The organism is Acinetobacter sp. LUNF3, assembly GCF_022699605.1.
In the GTDB taxonomy this organism is placed as follows: Bacteria; Pseudomonadota; Gammaproteobacteria; order Pseudomonadales; family Moraxellaceae; genus Acinetobacter; species Acinetobacter johnsonii.
In genome coordinates this window covers 57,069-77,434 of the sequence record NZ_CP093969.1, presented here as the reverse complement: position 1 = coordinate 77,434, position 20,366 = coordinate 57,069, and the positions used below count along the sequence as shown (strand labels likewise).

The following is a 20,366-nucleotide window of genomic DNA, read 5'->3' as shown; positions in this document are numbered from 1 at the left end:
TTTTTTTGAATAATTTCATAATTTTAATTATAGTATGGAATTTAACACGTATTTAACTAATTTTGAGGATTACGTAGCATTTTGTGTAATTTTCTACTTACAATCTTTACTTGATTGTTCTTCTATATAACGCATACCCTCTATGGTTTACTTTGTGTAAGTATACAATTGATTACATTAGGAGCATATGAAGTAAGGAAGTACATTATGCCACAATATCTTACATTGGCTGAAAACGTCATCGAGAGTATTAAAAAAGAGGGTGAGGGTGAGTGTGATCGAAAGATTTTTTTTACATTAATTATTTTACATGTTAGAAAACAATTAAAGACGTCTCACCTAAAATTTAATCAAGAAGTATGTAATTCAATTTTTGATGATGAAAATCATATTGCTGACGTGTCAACAGTAGATTTGAGCTTGATCCCTCGGATCGATAATGGTGGTGAATTTTTATTATGGTTGGCTGGTTTTATTCAGCAAATAACTATTGATGAGAATAAAGAAGAGCAATTACCTTTATCTACTATTATGATACAAAGTGTGAAATCCAGATCAGTTATATCTGCTGGAAATCTAGCTACCGATGTGGATTATGGACAGGAAATTAAAAACTACTTTTTAGAATCCACAAAAAACATAGAACGAGGAGATTGAATAATATTTTGAGTGTTTTGTAAGAATATATGTGAGTTATAATAAAAATCACTTAATTGTTTTTATTTGAGTGAACCTGTTTTTATTAGTTTTTCAAAACAATATTAATTTAAATTATATTAAACGTTAAAGTAAATATGAGAATATGGGTCTATGAATAATAAATTTGAATTACATGTGCTTAGCCAGATTTATGATTTTTTGATCGAAAGAGTAGGATTTAACAAGCAGTCTCTTCACCTCAAAGTATTGTATTTATTTCGAGAAATACATGTTGGTGAAAAAATTGACTTTAATGTTTTATCTTCAAATAAGATATCTGGAAATTTTGGTGATGTATCATTGATAAATTTATTGAATGTCCCTCATTTTAATGAAAAAGACAAATTTATTAATTGGGTTTACAAATCTATTAATTTGTCGTAATTAATTTGGTGAAATTTATGAAAATTTTTGCAACAGTTAGTCTAGTATTTATACTCGGTTTATCTGCCTGTCAGTAGAGAGATACTGACACTTATGATCAGGATAAAACAACAACTCCACACTCTAAGGATAGAGACCAATAAAGACAAGGTCTTTTAATCGTGCGCTTTTATTTTGTGTTAATTTATTGGTATTATTAAATTTAGATGATATCAATTGAGAGGTGTTGAGTGATCAAATTATTGAAGTGCTTATTTGGTCTACATAGTAAGACGGAAGTCCAATATTTTAAAGATGGTGAGCTTGAAGTGTGTCAAATCTGCCTTAAAGTTAAATATATCAAATAGATAAATTTGCGTAACTAAGTCTATAAAAACCTGCTAAAGAATATTTTTGGTGGGTTGAGCTTACTTGTGAAACGTATAAAATACCTATCATGAAAAGACCTCCTAAATGTAAAGTAGTTCAAAAGTCCACCTGGACTACAGAACAAGATATTTACCTGATTGAAAATAGTTTGCAAAGTATAGATGAGTTATTAAAACATCTACCCTATTCTGAAGATGAAATTCTTGATCGAAAGAAAACTCTAGGCTTAATTAAACGTGAATGGCAGTTGAGAAAATTTATATAAATTTTTACTTAATCTTTTTCTCTTTATTTTAAAGATCATTTATTTTAATTAATATCAATTTTTTATAGATATTAACGGCTTTGTTGCACAAACCTATCTCTATAGGCTTATTCCACAATATAATTCTCAAATTAATAAGCCCACCCCTAAAATCTATCGTACAACCAATTGGTCTTCTTATAACAGTGCATTAATAAATCGAGGAAATCTCTCAATTTGGTTTGATCCCAAGACTCAATGGTACGCTCAACCCAAAGGTAAACATGGTCGAAATCAAACTTATTCAAATACAGCCATCCAATGCTGTTTAATGATCAAATCCTTATTTCATCTTTCTTTACGCATGGTCACTGGCTTTGTGCAAAGTCTCATTCATCTTTGTAGATTAGATTGGACAGCACCAGACTATTCCACCATCTGCAGAAGACAAAAGCATATTGATATTGCAATTAACTATCAAAAAAGCAGTAATGGTCTCCAGCTACTCGTCGATTCTACTGGCTTAAAGTTTCTAGGCGAAGGTGAATGGAAACGTAAGAAACACCAACCTGAATATCGTCGCCAATGGCGTAAACTTCATATTGGTATAGATGCTGAAACCCTTCAAATACGCTCTATTCAACTCACTACAAATAATGTGAGTGATTTACAAGTGCTTGGTGATTTACTCGATCAGATTCCACAAGATGAGCAGATTGACTCTGTCTATACTGATGGGGCTTATGACACCAAGCAATGCCATCAAGTAATTGCAGATCGGCAAGCACATGCGGTGATTCCGCCAAGAAAAAATGCGAAACCTTGGAAAGATACAAAGACCAGCTCGCTAGAGCGAAATGAATTACTTCGAACAGTTAAACGTTTAGGAAGAACAATATGGAAAAATTGGTCAGGCTATCATCGCAGAAGTCTGATAGAAAACAAGATGCATTACATCAAATTATTAGGCGATAAACTCCGTGCGAGAAACTTTCAAAGCCAAGTCAATGAGATTCATGCACGTGTGGCCGTATTAAATAAATTTACAGATTTAGACCGACCTCACACCCAAGTTGCCACTTAAATTTAGATAACTTGGAAGAAGTTTAGCTTTTGAATATTTGTGCAACAAAGCCGTTACAAGGTAAAAGTTATTCATGATGCTTGTGCAACGCTAGACCAAGAATTTAATGGCATCAAAGTATCTGCTGGTCATGTCCATGCAACATTAATGGCTGCTTTTGAATTTGCATATGCTCAAGTTATATCAACTGAAGATTATGTTAGCTAAAGATTAAGATTTTAATATTGTACTTTATTTATAACTTTTATTATAATAATCAATATCATAAATCAAATCATGATAGAGTTAAGCGCTCTATCATGGTTTTTTGTTACTTTGACTCACCTAAAACAAGTTGCCTAACTTTAACTGCTTTCTCGAAGTGATCTAATTTGTGTTTCATAATCCACCACTGAGCAGCCTCCATCAATAGTTCTGGGTTATCGTTTTTGTTCTTGAAGAAAGCGTAAAATGATAGACCAACATTTTCCCCTTTCTTCTCAATTTTCTCGTTGCATCCACGAATAAAAATTTCTTTTAATTCATCTCTCATTCCCGATGTATCCTAATTTTTCAATATCTTTAAAAACCGCTTAACGCCAGATCGATTTAGTTCACCGTTCCCAACACTGGAATCATTCTAGGTCCAGCCTGTCTCGCCTTACCAATAATTTCCACCAGTTCATCATAAGTCAGCTCAAACTTATCCTCACTGTCAAAAACATAGACCATATTCTTGTCTTTGAATTCTTCAGGTGTAGGCGGTACAAAACGCTTTGGAATTAAAATCTGCGCCAATTGTTCATTTGAAAGTTTATAAATATGCATTGTCTTATCTCACTCTAACGAGTTCATTCCATTCGGTTAAGTAGTTCGGGGATTTGCGTTCTTGATTCATTTGCCAGTGCTCATCTTTGCGCCCGCATAAACCCAAGGACAGCGTGTTCTTGCCATACTTGTGGGTGATGTGATTTAAGGCGTCGGAGAGCTTGGCTCGCTTAATCTGTAGCGAATAATCGGTAAATAGGTCAGGGGAGAATTTTGCTTTCGGGACAATCTCCATCAGGATGATTCCCGCCTTTTTATACTTAAAGCCGGGTTTGAATATTTCATCAATGGCCCGCATGGCTATACGGGTAATCTCTAAAACATCGTCGGAGTGCTCGGGCAGCTGCATAATCACGTAAGGTGTGTATTTTGCACATTTATCAAAGCGACCTGTCTGAATAAACACCCCAATCATCTTGCATAAGGACATATCATCACGAAGTCTTGAGACAGCTCTCTGCACGTATAAGCGCACTGAAGATTTGATGTTTTCAATGTCGTAAATGGGTTGGCCATAAGATTGGCTGCTGATGATTTGCTTTTTAGCAGGTGAATCGCTCTCTATATCGATGCATGAGATCCCATTCAATTCGCGTACGGTCTTTTCCATGATAATGCTGAACTGCATTTTAATTTCTGCCGGGTGCGCTTGAACTAAATCCAAAACTGTACGGATATTCATTGCATTAAGCTTTTTACAGTTCTGACGCCCAACACCCCAAACCTCGCCAACGTCGATCTGTGCAAGCATGGCCTCAGTAGAGCAAGGATCCATATCGACTAGATTGCATACCCCATTAAAAAACTTATTCTTCTTGGCTAGATGGTTGGCAATTTTTGCTTCAGTTTTTGAGCGTCCAATGCCCACACAGCAGGGTAAAGTGAGCCACTGCCAAGCAGTTTTACGAATGTCTTGGGCATAGTCGGTTAAATCAAATAAATGCTCATAGCTGGTGAGATCCAAGAAGCATTCATCAACTGAATAAATCTCTTGTTCTCCTGGTGCAACATACATCCCCAGTAAAGTCATAAAACGACGAGACATGGCTCCATAAAGGGCAAAGTTGCTGGAGAACACCTGAACATCATGCTTCTTGATGATGTCTTGAATTTGGAATACTGGCACACCCATTTTAATGCCAATATCTTTGGCTTCTTGGGAGCGTGCCACGGCACAACCATCATTACTCGAGAGAACAATGACCGGACGATTATTAAGGGACGGATTAAAAATACGCTCACAACTGACGTAGCAGTTATTCACGTCAACTAACGCGAATATACGATTTTCAGCTTTCATTTTTTATACTTCTTATTTGCTGGTAGAGCGTCTATAAAATTGCTTGAGGTTGAAGGTCACAACCCCTTGGATGGAGATAGACTGACTGTCTTTCGGAATTATATGCTCGTAAGCTGGGTTTTCAGCTCTTAGCCAAATAGGGGGAAGTTCATAGTCTTCATCCCCAAACATTTCTTTGATTTCTTGTTTTGACATCTTAGCGGTCATCATTAACCGCTTAAGTGTTATTTCACGCTCATCGATGAGGGCTAAAACGATATCTCTATGCTGTGCTGTAATGCTCTTATCGACCAAGAAAGGGTCATCAATTTCAAAGCCAGCGTAAAGCATAGACTCACTATCGACCCGCCCCATGAACGTCGATATTGGGTTAAAAATAAGGAAGTCATTTAAGTCGATCGACTTATCGATATGGTCTTTGGTACCAAAAGCAGGACCAGCAGAAAAACGTTCAAGTGCAGACGGAATTTCGAGGCGGGTTTTGACTGAAATTTCTTTAAGATCAAACTTAGAACCTAGCTCATGCTCTTTTTGTATTTTTTCAAATACAGTATTGACTGTAGGACTTGGAGCGCCATCTGGGCCCATAAGTGTTTGAAGGAATGACCAGACGTCATCCGAGAAATAGATCGGTAGTTTCTTTGACATGTTTGACTCCTACGCTACGAGGCGTGTTTGGAACTGAACTCTTTTTTTAGGATAGTCGGTGGCAAATTAAATTTCAAATTTAAAAGCTGTGGATAATCAATGCACCTTCAAATTAAATTAGGTTGAGCACCATTTTCGGATAAGCGGGATTTAGGGAAGGAGATGTACTCATCCTGCATTTCAAAGAAGAATTCATGCGCCTCTTTAAAGCTGCAATTCAGCCATTCTTTGCGGTATTCATCAGGGATTACGATGATCGAACGCTTCTCATCTTTAGGCTTATGGAATTGCTTCATGAAAGGGTGTTTATCAGCATTGATAGTGAGCATACTCATCGATCGGATTTGCTCTCCATTGATGACAGCATTCTCGTATATGGCCGCCACTGTAAAGGGCATGCCATCTTCACGAGCAATCCCATACCAGTGAGATTTCCCGTCAATATATTTAGGTTCAAAGATGGTTTCGACTGGAATCAAGCCAAACTGAGACTTATGCCAAGCTTCCCTAAAACTGGGTTTCTCAGCGACCGTCTCAGTCCGGGCATTGTATGTGTACTTGCCGAAATTCTTTTCCTTGGCCCATTTGGGAATCATTCCAAAATTAACTGATCTCCATTCGATCTTGCCGTCATTGGAAAAGATCAAAGGTGAAGGATAGTTCGGGAAAATGTCTTCAGGGAACTCCAACTGATCAGGCTCAGGGAGATCTAGGAGAAATGCACGATTCTTTCTGATCGCTTCGAAATTTGCGCACATAGACTTATCCCTGTTTATTCTTTATGATCGTCGATCAAATAATAGCCCAAATAGAAATAAAAATTACTTTTAAAAAAAATCGTTAAAACAATATAGTAGCGGAAGTTTCAAAATTATTTTCTTATTGAAAAATACAGAGGAAAATGAAGAAGTTTTTAGAGGTATCTATTTGATGTGGTCACTGAAGAACAGCTTAATTAATTCATAATAAACTTAAAGTGCTAATTACTATAAAGGTAGGATTGCGTAACATATCTATTATTGATAGATAGAGCCTGATGTCATATCTATTATTATAGTATTTCACGTGATGGAACCGACATGCTTAATAAGCAAAATCCAGAATCAAAACCTCAAAAAGAATCAAACGATGACAAGGGTGATCAGAAAACCTATCAGAATCCAGATCCTCAGAAAAAACCAAATGAAGAGCCTGAGAATCCACTTAAAGAGCAAAAGTAGATCAAAAAGCCCTCGTCCAGGGCTTTTTGAAATCAAATGCTTACACTACTTTTAATCTCAAATAAATTCATGCTGGAATAGCTGCGACAACTTTTTCTCTATCCCACAAACGGTGATTTTGAATAGCTTGTTTGAATTGATCTTGGATCTCTTTAAAATTTTGAGTAGAGAATAGAGCTGCATCCTTAGTGAGCTGAAACTCATCTATTAAAGCGCATTTATCACCCAGGAAAACAATGGGCTTGAGATGTTTATATGTCTCTAATACATAATGTTTAGAAACTCCATCAGCCTTAAATACTTCTAAATTATTCCCATCAATCACGATTACGGCATCATAAGTCACTGAAGGCTCGCCATTTTGTCTTCCATCTACTGGTATTTCATTGCCATCACTAGATTTAACAGGGGCTGCGTTCGGTGCTAAAGTTTCCACAATAGCTTTTTCTGCTTCAGCCCATATTTTAATATCATCTATTGATGACGCATTTACACCGTTATGAACGAGCAAGGCAATTTTTCGCTGTTTAATATCAGATGCAGGAAAAGATGAGGTACTTAATCTTTTCGAAGATGCAATTACGGGTTGGTGCAGACTATCTTGCTGTTTAGGGGGAGTTTTAATACCTAACTCTTTCGCAACATATTCAGCTAAGTCCAAGTCAATATTAGCTAAGACAGCGTAAACTACACGTCTGCGGATATCTTCCGATTTAACCTTAGATAATTCAAAAGAATATGCATCCTTAATATGCTGTTGTTCATGTTTTTCCAAACTATGGTAGTGCATTGTGGCTTGCGAGAAATGATCAGCGAAACTTTCTGGTCGAACTCTTAGTTTGCTGCCTTGTACTTCTTCAGTATGTGTCTTGAAGGCACCACTGTCATTCGGTGATTCTCTTGGCCAATTTTCATCAACAGAATTAGGTTCATAATTTGCCTTTCCTTTATAAACTTCGTGATTAGCATAACCACCTCGTCTATTCGTATGAAAAGGACAAACGGGTTTGTTAATTGGAATTTGATTAAAATTTACCGTACCTAGTCTGTGTAAGTGAGTATCCGTATAGCTAAACAGCCGTCCTTGTAAAAGGGGATCGTTACTAAAATCTATACCTGAGACAATATTTGCAGGACTAAAAGCAACTTGTTCTGTTTCTGCGAAAAAATCATCTGTATTTTTGTTTAAAACAAATTTACCTAGTGGAGTGACTGGTACAAGTTCTTCTGGGATTAATTTTGTAGCATCTAAGACATCAAAGTCCCATTGTTTTGCATCTTCTTCAGAGAAAATTTGTGCGCCTAATTCCCATTCCGGGTAATTGCCACGCTCAATAGCATCCCACAGATCACGTCTGTGAAAATCGGGATCTTTGCCATTAATTTTTAAGGCTTCATCCCAGACGACTTGAGCTACCCCTTGCTTTGGAGTCCAATGGAATTTCACTAAGAATGCTTCATTATTCTTATTAATCAATCTAAATGTATGAACACCAAAACCTTGTATAGAGCGTAGATTTCTTGGAATTGCTCTATCAGACATTATCCAAGTAGTCATATGTGATGCTTCGGTGTTTAAAGAAATAAAATCCCAGAAAGTATCATGGGCAGATTGACCAGTTGGAACTTCATTGGCATCTTCTGGTTTTACTGCATGAACAAAGTCCGGAAATTTAATAGCATCCTGAATGAAGAAGACAGGGATATTATTCCCCACCAAATCATAATTTCCTTCTTCAGTATAAAATTTTATAGAAAAACCTCGTACATCTCGAACGACATCAGCCGAACCTCGCCCACCTTGAACTGTAGAAATACGGACAAAGATAGGAGTCCGATTATTTGTGTCCGTTAGGAACTTAGCTTTAGTCCATTTTTCATTACCGGTATAAGCTTGAAAGTAACCATGAGCACCGACCCCTCGAGCATGTACAACACGTTCTGGAATACGCTCACGATCAAAATGAATAAGTTTATCCCTTAGAAGAAAGTCCTCGAGAAGAGTAGGGCCTTTCTCATTAATTTTTAGACTATTTTGATTATCAGCTACGGGAACACCTAAAGAAGAGGTAAGGGTTTTACCTATAGGATCCACGTATGCTTCCTCAGAAAGTTGGTCAATTTTTGGTGTATTTGATTCTTTCATATCACATTCTCTTATACATTTGCTTTATAACGTTTTATGAAAATAAGTATTTATTTTCACGTAAGTTAATGGCTTATTTGTTGACGGATATTTTGTGCTTATACAATTTAATAGGTTATCTACAATCGAATATGAGTTACTTGCAAGAAAACTCTTTTTTGGATCAAAGATACCCATATAAACTTTAAGTATTTACGCTTTGAGTAAGGTAAAGAAATGTGTATTTTTTGTTCGCTTAAACTATTCATTTTAAATAATATTGAATTAATCTAAGTCAAAACAAAAGCTTATTAATTTTGATATTCCTCACAATACAAACAGGATTTAGCCCATTTTGTATTTTGACAGCGAGGGCATTCTTCATTTAAATGATTTAAACGTTGGGTTTGACCACACAACATACAAGAATAAAAGTGATCTACATTGTGATGATCTGCGATTTGGTATTCATCGGGAAACAGAGGAAGGCCCCATTTTATATTTTCTTTAGAATATGGGATCACGCTTAGGCAGCCATCAGTCTCAAGCAGTGCTATTTTAACTTGTCCGAGATGCTCTATTTTCTTTTGGCGCATTTCAGCAAAGAACTCATCATATGAATACTTTTCTTGCTTAATATCCTCAACAATCAGTAAACCATTTTTGACGATGTATATAGGTCGACCTTCCAATACGGTCTCAATAGCATCGGATTTCATCATTAAATAAGTTGTTAAGCGATATAAAGCCATAATTACTGCAAAAACGATGACAGCATGAATGATAGGAACTTCTTCATAGAACATAGCATCGCCAGCAGCAGATCCTAAACTAAGAATAATTGCGATTTCAAAGATGGAAAGTTGCCTAACACCACGTTTACCAGAAAATCTTAAAACTAAGATAATCAGGAAGTACATCAAGACACTACGAAGTACAATTTCTGCTGCAAAAGTAAATGTAGTATCAGCTAATAGTATTTTTATAAAGTCCATTTTACACCTATTTAATTATTATTTAGATGTGCTGATAATGAGCCTAAAAGGCTCATTATCATTATATTGGCTTACATTTTGTCCCATGCATCTTTAATCGCATGTTTGGCTTGTTCCCACTTTAAGCGTGATTCAGCCTTTAGTTCTTCCCATTTTACTTTCAAATCACTTTCGGAATCTTCAAATCGTGCATCAGTACCACGCTCATTACGGGCATGCTGACCTAGTTCATAGGCTGAACGAAGATCACGGTCATAATCCACATCGGGAAGTTCTCTTTGGATATCGCCGTAATATGGGCGGTTTGAATAATCTGTACGCCAATCATGCTTGATTGGGTTTTCGTCTTGATGGTCATTGATAGTCATAATGAACTCCAACTCTATTAAACTAATGAAAGAATTCTAGTATTTTTGCTTTATTATTAACCTAACTACTATTTTCGCTGTTGGTTTTGCTTGTCATCTTGCTGGTTTTGCTGACGTTGCTTGTCGCCCTGCTGATTTTGCTGACTTTGCTTGTCGTCCTGCTGGTTTTGCTTGTCATCTTGCTGTTTTTCCTGACGTTGATTAGCATTCTGCTGATTTTGATTAGTCATTTTATTGAACCTCCTAAGATTAGAATTAATCTACATTAACTAATTGGTAGATGTATTATTAATATCATAATTGCATTGTTGTGGAACCTTAAAGGTGTTACATTTTATTTTTTTGTTAAGTTTTGTTTTATTTGGAGTGTTTGGTATTGATAATTAATAAATATATATATTTTATTTATTAAAAATAGTTAACATTAATATTTTTATTAATTTTTAAAGACATTAACACATAGATAAAAACTAATATTTAATTTTTTGATTCGTTAATCGTTTTATAAGGGGGGAATTTTTTATAGTATATTACATAGACAAATGTGCCAAAAAATGTTTTTCTTGGCTTTAGATCCAAGTTTATTAATCAAGCCTGCATTCCTTATATAAGAATTTGATTTAATAGGTTTTTATTTTTCACATTAGTGTTGAGGTTATTTTTTATTACTCTAGACAGTACTTTCTGATTGATTTATTTTGAATATTTATTAATTAAAATTTAGAAATGATGTTATGGGTATCACACATATTAAAATTTTACTTATTTTTAAAAATTATAAATATTTAATTAAGGTGTTGAATTGTGTTGTTAAATAAATTATTACGTTACATTTATTAACGTTTCTTTTCAATTTTGTTAATTAATTGATTGTAAGAGTCAATTATGTTGGTATAAGTTATTTACCGCGAGAGAATTATCATGCCTACTGCAGTAAAAGAGAGAGTTTTAAATTTAATAACAGATGCCCATCAGAAATATTTTGAAATAACACAATTTTTCTTAGATCAATCAGTGTCGCGTTCTGCAAAAGAGTTGAAAGCTTTTCATTTCCTAGAAAACGAAATACATCATTTGGATAGTGATTTCTCTGATTTTCCTACTAATGTTGATCAATTGGCAGTCTGGATGCAGCAACAAAATAAAACACAATGCTTGCATTACAAAGAGTACTTAGAAAGGCGCGAAAATGGGGGTGCTAGGGAGTATTTTGGAACTACAAGTAAAGCTTATGAATTTTTATACAAAGTAGCACCGACCAAACGTGTAGACGGGGCTTGGCTTTATAGCTTTACACAGTACTGGAATGATCCAGCTTTTAGAGACTTTATACAGATATATGTTGAGGAGTTGGGGTTAGGTTCCAGTCAAAGTAACCATGTAAAACTTTTCAATAAATTACTTCTATCACTTGGTCTTCATCAATTTTCAATGAATTTGCCTGATGAATATTATCACCAGTCAGCAATACAATTGGCTTTAGCTTATGCTCCATCAGATTTTATACCCGAGATTGCAGGTTTTAATTTTGGATACGAACAACTACCACTTCATTTACTGATTACAAATTATGAACTTAAAGAGTTAGGTATTGATTCCAAATATTTTAACCTACACATTACAATTGATAACTTTGATAATGGACATGCTCAATTAGCTACAAATGCGATTAAATGTTTAGCCAAACGCTACCCAAATCAATCCGAATTTATTCGTAAATTAAAGATAGGCTTTTTATTGAATAATCGGGGAGTTAGCTCAGTTCAAATAATAAAGAACCTAAATACTGAGCGAGTGGTTCTGGACATTTTCAAGAGCAAAGCTTTGGTTGGAAAGCACATGCATAATGAGAAATGCAAGTTTAATAATAAGTCTGTAAATTCATGGCTATCAGAAGAAGATCAGGTTGAGGAATTCATTATTGAGCTAATAAAAATAGGATGGATTAAGCTTAACGAAGATCCGGAACATAGCCGATTTTGGAAGCTGATCAATGAAGAAGATGGGAAAATGTTTGGAGTTTTCTCTGCTGCAGAAAAAACTTTTATTTATGATTGGATTGCTGGTGCTAATTTAAGTAGACGCATTAATCCAGTAAATTCAGAATATATAAAAAACTTTATAGAACTAAATGATTTTAGTTATTTGTCAGAAAAAGAATTATCGCTGTTACAGCAGCAAATTCAGATATCTACAAATACTGGGCATAAACTTAGTAAGTTGATGCCATATTTAGCTCCACATCAACATCACCAAGAGATTGGTTTATGGGCTACGCAAAAAGTGGTCGAGTATATTTTCCCATTTTTAGGCAGTAATTTTAAATAAGAGTAGGCTAACTTGTTAATTTATAGAGAATAGATGTAGTCTATGACAAATAGATTGCATCTCGCTATTTTTTACATGTATGAAATGAAACACCTATGATTCAAACAGGCATTGCGAAGGATTAGGGCTTTTTTGAAATTACTTACAAAGAAATAAAGAGTACGATCAAAGTCTAGCCGTACTCTTTATTTTACGATAATTTAAATAGCTTGCCATTGTTGCTTAACTTCTTCTGAATTTTTAATCAGAACTACTTTGTCATCTTTGACCTCACCAATCCATGCCGTTGGGATCAGATGATGCTGATCATTTTCATCACGCGTCAGTTTGAGTTGGCTATCACCTTCGAGATGATCAACTGTTCCGACTTTGGTACCACAAGAAGCAATTACATCTGAATGTTTTTTAATATCTTGAATATTTAAAGTACTCATTTCTTAAACCTCTTTTATAAACATTACAACACAGAAGCCTTTAAGCTACTGCTTATTTCCTCATAATTGTTGGATTTTAAATAATCCTTACATGATGATTTTATAGATTCACTTAAACATACTATTTAGTTAACAATGAAACAAAACGAAATAAATAGTTAAATAAGTATGAATAATTATCTTTTCATTACAATTTATCTATTTAACTAAACGGATTGTTTCAATTATTATTTAAATAAACTCATTTGAATTAACATTTTAAGAATGAATAGCAAAATATTTATAAAAGGCTCAACTTTAGACATATTAAATCGCTTTGAGCAGTACTCAGCTGAAGAAAAATTAAGTCAACGTCCAATTGTGTTGAAACAGTTGATTCATTCTGTTGGACGATTGCCTGAACCTGCTTCGGGACAAACCTATCAACGCTGGCAAATTTTTGCTCAGATAGCTGGCTTTGACCTAAGTTTAGCCAAGCTTTTTGAGTCCCATTTTGATGCTTTAAGTATTTTGCATGAACTCGGTTATCAACATGAAATCGATGAGGAGACATGGGCTGTTTGGGCTGCCGATGGTGGACCCGTGCCGTTACAGGTCGAAAATGGGCTTTGTCATGGAATTAAGCCGTGGTGTTCAGGCGCTGAATTTATTCATAAAGCATTAATCAGTTTTAAAGATCAACAGGGGCAATCTCAGCTCTGCATTATTGACCTCAACCAATCCTTGATCACCATTGATCTGGCTCACTGGCAAGCTATAGGCATGCAGGGAACACAGACCGCAAGAGTCAATTTTCAGGAGATAGCAGTCAAACTCATTGGTCATCCCAATGATTACCTTGATCGGGTTGGTTTTTGGCATGGTGCTGCGGGTGTTGCAGCTTGCTGGTACGGTGCCGCGGTGCGGTTAGTGGATGAGCTACAACAAAGTTGCCTTAAAACCCCTAATCCTTTTAAGAAAATGTATTTAGGTCAGTTGGCAACTCGACTTGCTGTAACCCGACAATATTTCCAATATATCGCGCAACTGATTGATAGCCAACCCAAGCTTAGCCATGAACGGGATGTACGGATCTTGCGTGCGCAGGCAGAACAAAGCTGTTTGGAGGTTATTGAAGGGGTAGGAAAAGCGCTTGGAGCAAGGCCTTTTTGTGAACAAGCAACTTTTGCCAGCCTAATGGCTGATTTACCTGTATTTATTCGGCAAAGTCATGCGGCATTCGATGATGAGCAAATTGCTGAACGATGTTTACAGGAGCAAATATCATGGCAGCTCTAAAACATCCTTTAGTCGAAGATCGTATTATTGAAGGGCAAGGGACCTCCCGAGAACAATGGCTGCATGCATTTGAGCAGCAGCCGCTTTCTCTACTCAATTTTAAAAAATTTCAATCTAAAAGAATCTTGATTGTCGCACCCCATCCAGATGATGAGATACTGGGGTGTGGCGGCTTGATGCAACAATTAATTATGTTGAATTGTCAGTTAGTGATCGTTGCCGTCAGTAATGGGACACAAAGCCATCCACATTCAACCAAATACAGCCCAGATCAATTAGATCAAATTCGCCCACAAGAAAGCTTGGCGGCTTTACAGTGTCTAGATATTTCTGAATATGTTCAACGTATTGCATTAAATTTACTAGACGGGCAGATTCATTTGCACAGGGAACATCTGTGGCAAGAATTAGACAAGTTGGTTAAAGCGGAAGATATTTTAATTTGTAGCTATGCACAGGATGGGCATCCAGATCATGAAGCGGTAGGAAAAACTGTACAGGCATTTGCTCTAGCTCATGACATGTCATATTTACACGTGCTGATCTGGGCTTGGCATTGGGCGCGACCACTAGATCCGCGTATCAACTGGCAAAAGGCTAGAGCTTATAACTTAACTCAGGCCCAATTAATCAAAAAACGTCAGGCCATCATGCAGTTTAAGAGTCAGATTGAAACTGATGAAAGTACAGGCAATGCTGCGATTTTATCTCCAGCAATCATCGAACGTTTGTTAATGCCTTGGGAGGTTTATCTTTGTGAATGATTCTAGTCAATATTTCGAAGCCTTATATCATCACAATAATGACCCTTGGGGCTATGATTTACATTGGTATGAAGCTCGTAAAAGGCAGATTTGTTTGGCATTGCTTACTCAACAGCGTTATTCATCAGTGTTGGAAATCGGCTGTTCCAATGGCCATTTAAGTGTACATTTAGCCAAACGCGCTGATCAGCTTTTATGTCTAGATTTTTCTGAACATGCTGTTCATTGGGCCGCTAAACGTTTACAGAATTTGAAGCATGTGAGCGTTCAACACCACAAAATTCCTGAATATTTTCCTGAACAGAAATTTGATCTGATTGTCATCAGTGAAGTGGCCTATTACTTATCACGCACTGAACTGCATGAACTGATCGATCAGCTCAAAAACAGTTTAACGCCACAAGGTGAAATCCTGTGTTGTCACTGGCGTTACGCCATTCAGGATTTTGAACTAGATGCTTCTCAAGTCCATCATCATTTAAAACAATCTTTGTTGTTCACTCATTATTTAAGTCTGAATGATCCAGATTTCATCATTGATATCTGGACGGTAAATCCTTCATCTTTGGCAAAACAACAGGGCTTAATATGAAAATAGGTATTGTTATCCCAGCCCATAATGAAGAACAGAATTTATCCGCTTGTTTGCAGTCAATTGAACTAGCTATACAGTATATAGGTCACGGTCAGGTCAAGATTTTAGTGGTTTTAGACAGTTGTACTGACCAGTCCCTCATGATTGTAAAGTCACATCAGATGAACTGGATTGAATGTAATTTTGCTTGTGTGGGCAAGGCCAGAGACCTTGGCATTAGGCAGCTAATCGATCAAGGTGTTACATGGGTTGCTTGCACGGATGCTGATACAATTGTAGATCCAGATTGGTTACTATGCCAAATGCGACATCAGCCAACAGATGCCATTTGTGGAATCGTTATACTGGATGATCTTAGCCACTTATCAATACAACAACAGCAAAAATATCTGACGCATTATCAGGACATGATGGATCATCAACATATACATGGGGCGAATTTAAGCTTTAGTGCCGAAGCCTATATTCAGGCAGGAGGCTTTGAACCTATTCCTTGTCATGAGGATGTCTCATTAATTGAAAAATTTATTAAGCAATGTTGCAAAATCACTTGGAGTAATTTGGTTCGGGTCACCACTAGCAGTCGATTAAATGGACGTGCACCTGAAGGTTTATCGTACTTTTTAAAACATTTATAAAATTGACCTAATCCGAGAGAGAAAGTTAATCCACAGCTTTAGCGGGTGACATATATTATTCAGCTTTATAAATGAGCTATTTAATTCTGTCATCCTTACAAAATTTAAGTAAATTCATATCTTTGCCTAATAAAATTGAAAAGCTAAGAGGAAAAAGTGTTAAAAATAAATGCTTTAATTTTATTTGAATAAAAAATAATAAGTTGTTGATATATATATAGATTTAATTTTTGTAAAAAATACTGTTTCTAGCTTGGTTTTGTGTATAATTTCGTCATAAAAGCCTCTGTGGATTTATAGAACTTCTCTATAGATTAGCAGGGGTTTTTCTATGGTGATTTATCCGAGATGGACGCTCTGAGTTAATTTGTGTGGATGGTATTAAATGATCCTTTTTTCCAGAACTGCTCTTATTGATCCTGAAATTCAATTAAGTGCTCAACGTCTTTCAACTCGTTTTAGCTTTTTCGGTCTGGGTTTCGCCACGGCTGCATGGGCGCCGCTGATTCCTTTTGCCCAGCAACGTTTGCATTTTAATCATGCCGATTTTGGTTTGTTGCTATTATGCGGCGGCTTAGGTGCAATGCTAGCTATGCCTGCAACAGGTAAAATTGTTCAGCGTATTGGTTGTCGTGTGCCGATCGGTTTCGCTTTACTTTTGCTTGCCGTTTTATTGCCAAGCCTAAGCTTATTGAACACGCCGTTAATGATGGCGATCACCTTATTCTTATTTGGTACAGCAGCAGGAAGTCTGGGCGTTGCTCTCAATATTCAGGCCGTAGTGGTTGAGAAAAATAGCTTAAAATCATTGATGTCTGGCTTTCATGGTATGGCGAGTCTAGGCGGATTAGCTGGGGTACTGACGATTACTGCATTGCTTGCTTTAAGTATTTCGTCTGTTATGAGCGCATTTGCTGTGAGTTTACTGTTGGTAATTATTATTTTTCTTTCAGTGCCATACAGCATAAAATCTGTAGAAAACACCAGTCTTGAAGCATCCTCGAAAGTGAAAAACTCGATACGCCAGCGCCTGCCACAACCTTTGATTATATTAATTGGTATTGCCTGCTTCATCATTTTCATGACGGAAGGCGCTGCGATGGACTGGAGTGGTATTTATTTAACGCAACAATATGGAGTTAATACCGCTTTTGCGGGATTGGCGTATACCTTCTTCGCGATTGCCATGACCACAGGACGTTTTACGGGCCATTATCTGATCCGTTATTTTGGTGAAAAAAAGCTTTTAACCTATAGCGCGATTTGTGCAACTTTAGGTTTAGCTTTGGTCAGTATCGCGCCTCATTGGTGGCTGGTTTTAGTGGGTTATACACTGGTTGGGACAGGTTGTTCTAACATCGTCCCGATCATGTTTTCCCGTGCTGGACGTCAGACGGTGATGCCGAGCGCAGTTGCACTGTCCTGTGTTTCGACTTTGGCTTATACAGGTATTCTGGTTGGACCTGCTTTCATTGGAATGATTGGTGAGCTGATTGGTCTAAAGACAGTATTTATGGCGTTATCTGGTCTATTATTATTGATTGTGGCTTTAAATCGGTTTACTTATGTGAAATAAGCATCATAGTAAATTGAACTGGCAATACTGGATATTATTGCCAGTTCCTTACAAATCGAAGTACTATAAATTTTGATAAATAGGGTTAACGTTACGCATTCCCAGGAATCTGAAATCCTGCATAGCGGTTTTGTTCTGTAAGTCGTTAAGAAATGCATTGCGCCAGTCATTAATATCAAAATTTTTTAAACCTTTCATTAGTTGTTTGTAGCGTGAAATACGTTCATGTCGTGGCATTTCCAGTGCTTTTTTTAAGGCATTGACCATCGCCATTTTGTCGGTGGGATCAACCAGAAGTGCTTCTGACATATGCTCTGCAGCACCTGCATATTTGGATAGAATAAGTACACCAGGATTGGATGGATTTTGCGCGGCAATATATTCTTTCGCGACCAGATTCATCCCGTCTCGTATTGAACTGATCCAGCACACATCGGCTTGACGATAGATTTGCATCAAATGATGATGTTTTATTGCATCATAAATACATTCCACGGGTTGCCACTCTTCCTGTGCAAATTCCTGATTAATCATCTCGATCTTAATCTTGAAACGCTCAAATAAACGTTGATAAGCTGGAACTTCCAAACGACATGGGCAAGCAATTTGTAAATGTTGAATATGCTGCTGATACTCAGGATATTTCTCTAAGAACTCTGCATAGGACAAAAAGCGTTCCAGTAAACCTTTTGAATAATCAATCCGATCTACGCCGATAATAGTTTTTGCAGCATTCAGCTCTACTGGACGGGTAAGGAAGTCTTGTACATCAATAAACTTATGGGCCGCTTTTTGAATCGCTGTTGGATTTACACCAATTGGGTAGCATTTAATTATGGTTAAACGTTGATGGTAGCTTAACAAAGTTTGTTGAATTTTCTGTGCGTTCAATAAAGATGTGCATACTTGCATACACACTTTTTGATCTTTATCTGTTTGTAGCCCCACCACATCGTATTGGCATAGATCCTCAATCAATTGTTGAGCACATGGAATTTTTTGCCAGATAAATAAAGGTGCAAAAGGAATGTGCAGGAAAAATCCAATTTTATTCTGCATACCGAGTTCACGGCAATATTTCGCCACACTTAAAAAATGATAATCATGAACCCAAATGGTATCGTCTGGATCTGCAATTTCGGCAAGTTTTTGAGCGAATAAAGAATTTACTTTTTGATATCCTTCGTATTCTGATGTTTTAAACTCAATCAGGTCTGAACGATAATGCATGGCAGGCCAAAGTGAATTATTGGCAAACCCTGCATAATAATCTGAATATTGAGAATTTGTTAAAGGGCAGGTGACGTATTCAACTTTATCCTTCCGAAGAATATTAAAATGTACTTCCTCTTGCTTATGAACTCGTTCGCCATTCCATCCGAGCCATATACCACCAATATCATCTAATGCATCTTGTATAGCGACTGCAAGCCCACCTGCTGTAGTTTTTTGCCCATTGGGAATACTGACTCGATTCGATAAAATAATTAATTTAGACATGTTTTCTCTCCATCTAAGTTGTTGTTACCCTTAACATTATGGTCATAGTTTCGAATGTGTTCTAAAAATAATTCCAAAAAATTATGTACTTGCTTTGTGTCTTTAAGCTGGTATTTGGCATAGGTAAGCCCTTGACCGACTTTGATTGAGATGCCATCTTCCACCTGATTCACAAAATAAAAACCATCTTCGTCCGTGACGTCATCGCCAATGAAAATTGGTGTGTAAACCTCATACTGGTTTAAATGAGCTAAAACTTCCTTGATTGCTAAGCCTTTATTGGCTTGAGCGGGTATTAATTCATAAACGAATTTCCCTTGAATTAATCTTAGGTTGGGGAATACCTTTTGACCTTCTAATATTATTTTTTTTGCTATATCTTCTAGCTCTGGAGCTTTCCTATAATGCAATGCAATTGATGATTTCTTGTTTTCAATCAGTAAACTCGGATAGGCGATACATGCTCGAGCTAAAATTTTGTAAATATTTGAAATTTCTAAGAAACTCTTTGGTGTATGTAATTTTTTTTCATTTCCTATATATATTTCTAATCCATGCAATGCGGCAATTGGAAGATCAATGGATTCAAATAATTTACGTGCAGAATCAATATCTCGTCCAGTCACAGCTATAACAGGAATCTTCTTTGAAATAATTTGTCTTAAAATATTTAAAGTCTTAGTCGGAATATAACTATCGATAGGATTTAATTGAAAATCAGATAAAGTGCCATCTATATCTAAAAATAGACATGGCTTATTGTAATTTGAGCTAAGCTTATCTCTTAATAAAGAGTTCAAGTATTCTAATTGTGAAATTGATTTATCTATTATGTCTCTCAATTTTTAATATCTCATATTGCGATTATATTTTATTATAGATCGATATTTTTTTTATAATACTTAAGTTGTCAATAAGCAAACACAAGCAGAACGTAATTTACATTATTAATGCTTATAATACATCGTAAACCTTTCTTACATGTTTAATAAGAATTCATTTTTTTATAT

Annotated in this window: 23 protein-coding genes and 2 pseudogenes; 13 read left to right on the top strand and 12 right to left on the bottom strand. The window is 36.2% G+C overall.

Annotated elements, in window-relative coordinates:
* Nucleotides 1–207: 207 nt before the first annotated feature.
* From MN200_RS16535 to MN200_RS16510, 6 genes and pseudogenes are all read left to right on the top strand, one after another.
* Nucleotides 208–657, top strand: a complete 450-nt coding sequence (locus tag MN200_RS16535) for a hypothetical protein (protein ID WP_151732020.1) — start codon at nucleotides 208–210, stop codon at nucleotides 655–657.
* A gap of 153 nt (nucleotides 658–810) precedes the next feature.
* Nucleotides 811–1,083: a hypothetical protein gene (locus MN200_RS16530; RefSeq protein WP_005324303.1), complete on the top strand. Its 273-nt coding sequence runs from the start codon at nucleotides 811–813 to the stop codon at nucleotides 1,081–1,083.
* A 17-nt stretch (nucleotides 1,084–1,100) separates the two neighbouring features.
* Nucleotides 1,101–1,226, top strand: a pseudogene (locus MN200_RS16525) (hypothetical protein).
* A gap of 293 nt (nucleotides 1,227–1,519) precedes the next feature.
* A complete protein-coding gene (locus MN200_RS16520) occupies nucleotides 1,520–1,717 on the top strand; it encodes a hypothetical protein (protein ID WP_005324302.1) in 198 nt (65 codons plus the stop codon).
* Between the two features lie 130 nt (nucleotides 1,718–1,847).
* Complete coding sequence (locus MN200_RS16515) at nucleotides 1,848–2,780, top strand: IS5 family transposase (protein ID WP_152630446.1); 933 nt, start codon at nucleotides 1,848–1,850, stop codon at nucleotides 2,778–2,780.
* 54 nt (nucleotides 2,781–2,834) lie between these two features.
* Nucleotides 2,835–2,987, top strand: a pseudogene (locus tag MN200_RS16510) (cysteine hydrolase); the annotation flags it as partial.
* A gap of 103 nt (nucleotides 2,988–3,090) precedes the next feature.
* On the opposite strand, the gene MN200_RS16505 reads toward MN200_RS16510, so the two are convergent.
* The 5 genes from MN200_RS16505 to MN200_RS16485 form a co-directional block, all read right to left on the bottom strand.
* On the bottom strand, nucleotides 3,091–3,312 hold the full coding sequence (locus MN200_RS16505; RefSeq protein WP_005324298.1) for a DUF6500 family protein: 222 nt from the start codon (nucleotides 3,310–3,312) through the stop codon (nucleotides 3,091–3,093).
* A gap of 56 nt (nucleotides 3,313–3,368) precedes the next feature.
* Nucleotides 3,369–3,587, bottom strand: a complete 219-nt coding sequence (locus MN200_RS16500) for a hypothetical protein (RefSeq protein WP_005324296.1) — start codon at nucleotides 3,585–3,587, stop codon at nucleotides 3,369–3,371.
* A gap of 4 nt (nucleotides 3,588–3,591) precedes the next feature.
* Nucleotides 3,592–4,887 (bottom strand): Y-family DNA polymerase, encoded by a 1,296-nt coding sequence (locus MN200_RS16495; RefSeq protein WP_151732021.1) that lies wholly within the window; start codon nucleotides 4,885–4,887, stop codon nucleotides 3,592–3,594.
* A gap of 12 nt (nucleotides 4,888–4,899) precedes the next feature.
* On the bottom strand, nucleotides 4,900–5,535 hold the full coding sequence (locus MN200_RS16490; RefSeq protein ID WP_005324292.1) for a S24 family peptidase: 636 nt from the start codon (nucleotides 5,533–5,535) through the stop codon (nucleotides 4,900–4,902).
* Nucleotides 5,536–5,642: 107 nt separating this feature from the next.
* Nucleotides 5,643–6,293 carry an SOS response-associated peptidase family protein gene (locus tag MN200_RS16485; protein WP_005324289.1) on the bottom strand — a complete coding sequence of 217 codons (651 nt, stop codon included), beginning with the start codon at nucleotides 6,291–6,293 and terminating at the stop codon, nucleotides 5,643–5,645.
* A gap of 321 nt (nucleotides 6,294–6,614) precedes the next feature.
* Here MN200_RS16485 and MN200_RS16480 point away from each other — a divergent pair, with 321 nt between their 5' ends.
* On the top strand, nucleotides 6,615–6,755 hold the full coding sequence (locus tag MN200_RS16480) for a hypothetical protein (RefSeq protein ID WP_005324286.1): 141 nt from the start codon (nucleotides 6,615–6,617) through the stop codon (nucleotides 6,753–6,755).
* A 67-nt stretch (nucleotides 6,756–6,822) separates the two neighbouring features.
* On the opposite strand, the gene MN200_RS16475 is transcribed toward MN200_RS16480, so the two are convergent.
* The 4 genes from MN200_RS16475 to MN200_RS16460 all read right to left on the bottom strand — a co-directional run bounded on the left by MN200_RS16475 (nucleotide 6,823) and on the right by MN200_RS16460 (nucleotide 10,473).
* Nucleotides 6,823–8,901 (bottom strand): catalase, encoded by a 2,079-nt coding sequence (locus tag MN200_RS16475; RefSeq protein ID WP_152630445.1) that lies wholly within the window; start codon nucleotides 8,899–8,901, stop codon nucleotides 6,823–6,825.
* 290 nt (nucleotides 8,902–9,191) lie between these two features.
* The gene (locus MN200_RS16470) at nucleotides 9,192–9,875 is read right to left on the bottom strand and encodes a DUF421 domain-containing protein (RefSeq protein WP_004986536.1); all 684 of its coding nucleotides are present in this window, start codon (nucleotides 9,873–9,875) and stop codon (nucleotides 9,192–9,194) included.
* A 71-nt stretch (nucleotides 9,876–9,946) separates the two neighbouring features.
* Nucleotides 9,947–10,243 (bottom strand): hypothetical protein, encoded by a 297-nt coding sequence (locus MN200_RS16465; protein ID WP_004981674.1) that lies wholly within the window; start codon nucleotides 10,241–10,243, stop codon nucleotides 9,947–9,949.
* Nucleotides 10,244–10,311: 68 nt separating this feature from the next.
* Nucleotides 10,312–10,473 (bottom strand): hypothetical protein, encoded by a 162-nt coding sequence (locus MN200_RS16460; RefSeq protein ID WP_171498546.1) that lies wholly within the window; start codon nucleotides 10,471–10,473, stop codon nucleotides 10,312–10,314.
* A 691-nt stretch (nucleotides 10,474–11,164) separates the two neighbouring features.
* Between MN200_RS16460 and MN200_RS16455 the strand changes: the two genes are divergently transcribed.
* Entirely contained in the window at nucleotides 11,165–12,571 is a 1,407-nt protein-coding gene (locus tag MN200_RS16455; RefSeq protein ID WP_242760563.1) for an iron-containing redox enzyme family protein, read from the top strand.
* A 200-nt stretch (nucleotides 12,572–12,771) separates the two neighbouring features.
* On the opposite strand, the gene MN200_RS16450 is transcribed toward MN200_RS16455, so the two are convergent.
* Entirely contained in the window at nucleotides 12,772–13,005 is a 234-nt protein-coding gene (locus MN200_RS16450; protein ID WP_004772208.1) for a DUF2171 domain-containing protein, read from the bottom strand.
* A 264-nt stretch (nucleotides 13,006–13,269) separates the two neighbouring features.
* Here MN200_RS16450 and MN200_RS16445 point away from each other — a divergent pair, with 264 nt between their 5' ends.
* The 5 genes from MN200_RS16445 to MN200_RS16425 all read left to right on the top strand — a co-directional run bounded on the left by MN200_RS16445 (nucleotide 13,270) and on the right by MN200_RS16425 (nucleotide 17,856).
* Nucleotides 13,270–14,283 carry an acyl-CoA/acyl-ACP dehydrogenase gene (locus MN200_RS16445; protein WP_151732052.1) on the top strand — a complete coding sequence of 338 codons (1,014 nt, stop codon included), beginning with the start codon at nucleotides 13,270–13,272 and terminating at the stop codon, nucleotides 14,281–14,283.
* Entirely contained in the window at nucleotides 14,271–15,047 is a 777-nt protein-coding gene (locus tag MN200_RS16440; RefSeq protein ID WP_151732053.1) for a PIG-L family deacetylase, read from the top strand. Before MN200_RS16445 ends, MN200_RS16440 begins: the two co-directional genes overlap by 13 nt.
* A complete protein-coding gene (locus tag MN200_RS16435; RefSeq protein ID WP_087014570.1) occupies nucleotides 15,040–15,639 on the top strand; it encodes a class I SAM-dependent methyltransferase in 600 nt (199 codons plus the stop codon). The genes MN200_RS16440 and MN200_RS16435 overlap by 8 nt, the downstream gene beginning before the upstream one ends.
* Complete coding sequence (locus tag MN200_RS16430) at nucleotides 15,636–16,280, top strand: glycosyltransferase (RefSeq protein WP_087014568.1); 645 nt, start codon at nucleotides 15,636–15,638, stop codon at nucleotides 16,278–16,280. Before MN200_RS16435 ends, MN200_RS16430 begins: the two co-directional genes overlap by 4 nt.
* Before the next feature lie 385 nt (nucleotides 16,281–16,665).
* Nucleotides 16,666–17,856 carry an MFS transporter gene (locus tag MN200_RS16425; RefSeq protein ID WP_151732051.1) on the top strand — a complete coding sequence of 397 codons (1,191 nt, stop codon included), beginning with the start codon at nucleotides 16,666–16,668 and terminating at the stop codon, nucleotides 17,854–17,856.
* A 63-nt stretch (nucleotides 17,857–17,919) separates the two neighbouring features.
* Here the strand turns inward: MN200_RS16425 and MN200_RS16420 are convergent, their stop codons facing one another.
* On the bottom strand, nucleotides 17,920–19,356 hold the full coding sequence (locus MN200_RS16420; RefSeq protein WP_151732050.1) for a trehalose-6-phosphate synthase: 1,437 nt from the start codon (nucleotides 19,354–19,356) through the stop codon (nucleotides 17,920–17,922).
* A complete protein-coding gene (otsB, locus tag MN200_RS16415; protein ID WP_151837440.1) occupies nucleotides 19,344–20,198 on the bottom strand; it encodes a trehalose-phosphatase in 855 nt (284 codons plus the stop codon). The genes MN200_RS16420 and otsB overlap by 13 nt, the downstream gene beginning before the upstream one ends.
* Nucleotides 20,199–20,366 lie beyond the last annotated feature (168 nt).

Coding starts and splice junctions, on each gene's coding strand:
- MN200_RS16535 (WP_151732020.1), top strand. CDS start 208: ATGCCACAATATCTTACATTGGCTGAAAACGTCATCGAGAGTATTAAA.
- MN200_RS16530 (WP_005324303.1), top strand. CDS start 811: ATGAATAATAAATTTGAATTACATGTGCTTAGCCAGATTTATGATTTT.
- MN200_RS16520 (WP_005324302.1), top strand. CDS start 1,520: ATGAAAAGACCTCCTAAATGTAAAGTAGTTCAAAAGTCCACCTGGACT.
- MN200_RS16505 (WP_005324298.1), bottom strand. CDS start 3,312: ATGAGAGATGAATTAAAAGAAATTTTTATTCGTGGATGCAACGAGAAA.
- MN200_RS16500 (WP_005324296.1), bottom strand. CDS start 3,587: ATGCATATTTATAAACTTTCAAATGAACAATTGGCGCAGATTTTAATT.
- MN200_RS16495 (WP_151732021.1), bottom strand. CDS start 4,887: ATGAAAGCTGAAAATCGTATATTCGCGTTAGTTGACGTGAATAACTGC.
- MN200_RS16490 (WP_005324292.1), bottom strand. CDS start 5,535: ATGTCAAAGAAACTACCGATCTATTTCTCGGATGACGTCTGGTCATTC.
- MN200_RS16485 (WP_005324289.1), bottom strand. CDS start 6,293: ATGTGCGCAAATTTCGAAGCGATCAGAAAGAATCGTGCATTTCTCCTA.
- MN200_RS16480 (WP_005324286.1), top strand. CDS start 6,615: ATGCTTAATAAGCAAAATCCAGAATCAAAACCTCAAAAAGAATCAAAC.
- MN200_RS16475 (WP_152630445.1), bottom strand. CDS start 8,901: ATGAAAGAATCAAATACACCAAAAATTGACCAACTTTCTGAGGAAGCA.
- MN200_RS16470 (WP_004986536.1), bottom strand. CDS start 9,875: ATGGACTTTATAAAAATACTATTAGCTGATACTACATTTACTTTTGCA.
- MN200_RS16465 (WP_004981674.1), bottom strand. CDS start 10,243: ATGACTATCAATGACCATCAAGACGAAAACCCAATCAAGCATGATTGG.
- MN200_RS16460 (WP_171498546.1), bottom strand. CDS start 10,473: ATGACTAATCAAAATCAGCAGAATGCTAATCAACGTCAGGAAAAACAG.
- MN200_RS16455 (WP_242760563.1), top strand. CDS start 11,165: ATGCCTACTGCAGTAAAAGAGAGAGTTTTAAATTTAATAACAGATGCC.
- MN200_RS16450 (WP_004772208.1), bottom strand. CDS start 13,005: ATGAGTACTTTAAATATTCAAGATATTAAAAAACATTCAGATGTAATT.
- MN200_RS16445 (WP_151732052.1), top strand. CDS start 13,270: ATGAATAGCAAAATATTTATAAAAGGCTCAACTTTAGACATATTAAAT.
- MN200_RS16440 (WP_151732053.1), top strand. CDS start 14,271: ATGGCAGCTCTAAAACATCCTTTAGTCGAAGATCGTATTATTGAAGGG.
- MN200_RS16430 (WP_087014568.1), top strand. CDS start 15,636: ATGAAAATAGGTATTGTTATCCCAGCCCATAATGAAGAACAGAATTTA.
- MN200_RS16425 (WP_151732051.1), top strand. CDS start 16,666: ATGATCCTTTTTTCCAGAACTGCTCTTATTGATCCTGAAATTCAATTA.
- MN200_RS16420 (WP_151732050.1), bottom strand. CDS start 19,356: ATGTCTAAATTAATTATTTTATCGAATCGAGTCAGTATTCCCAATGGG.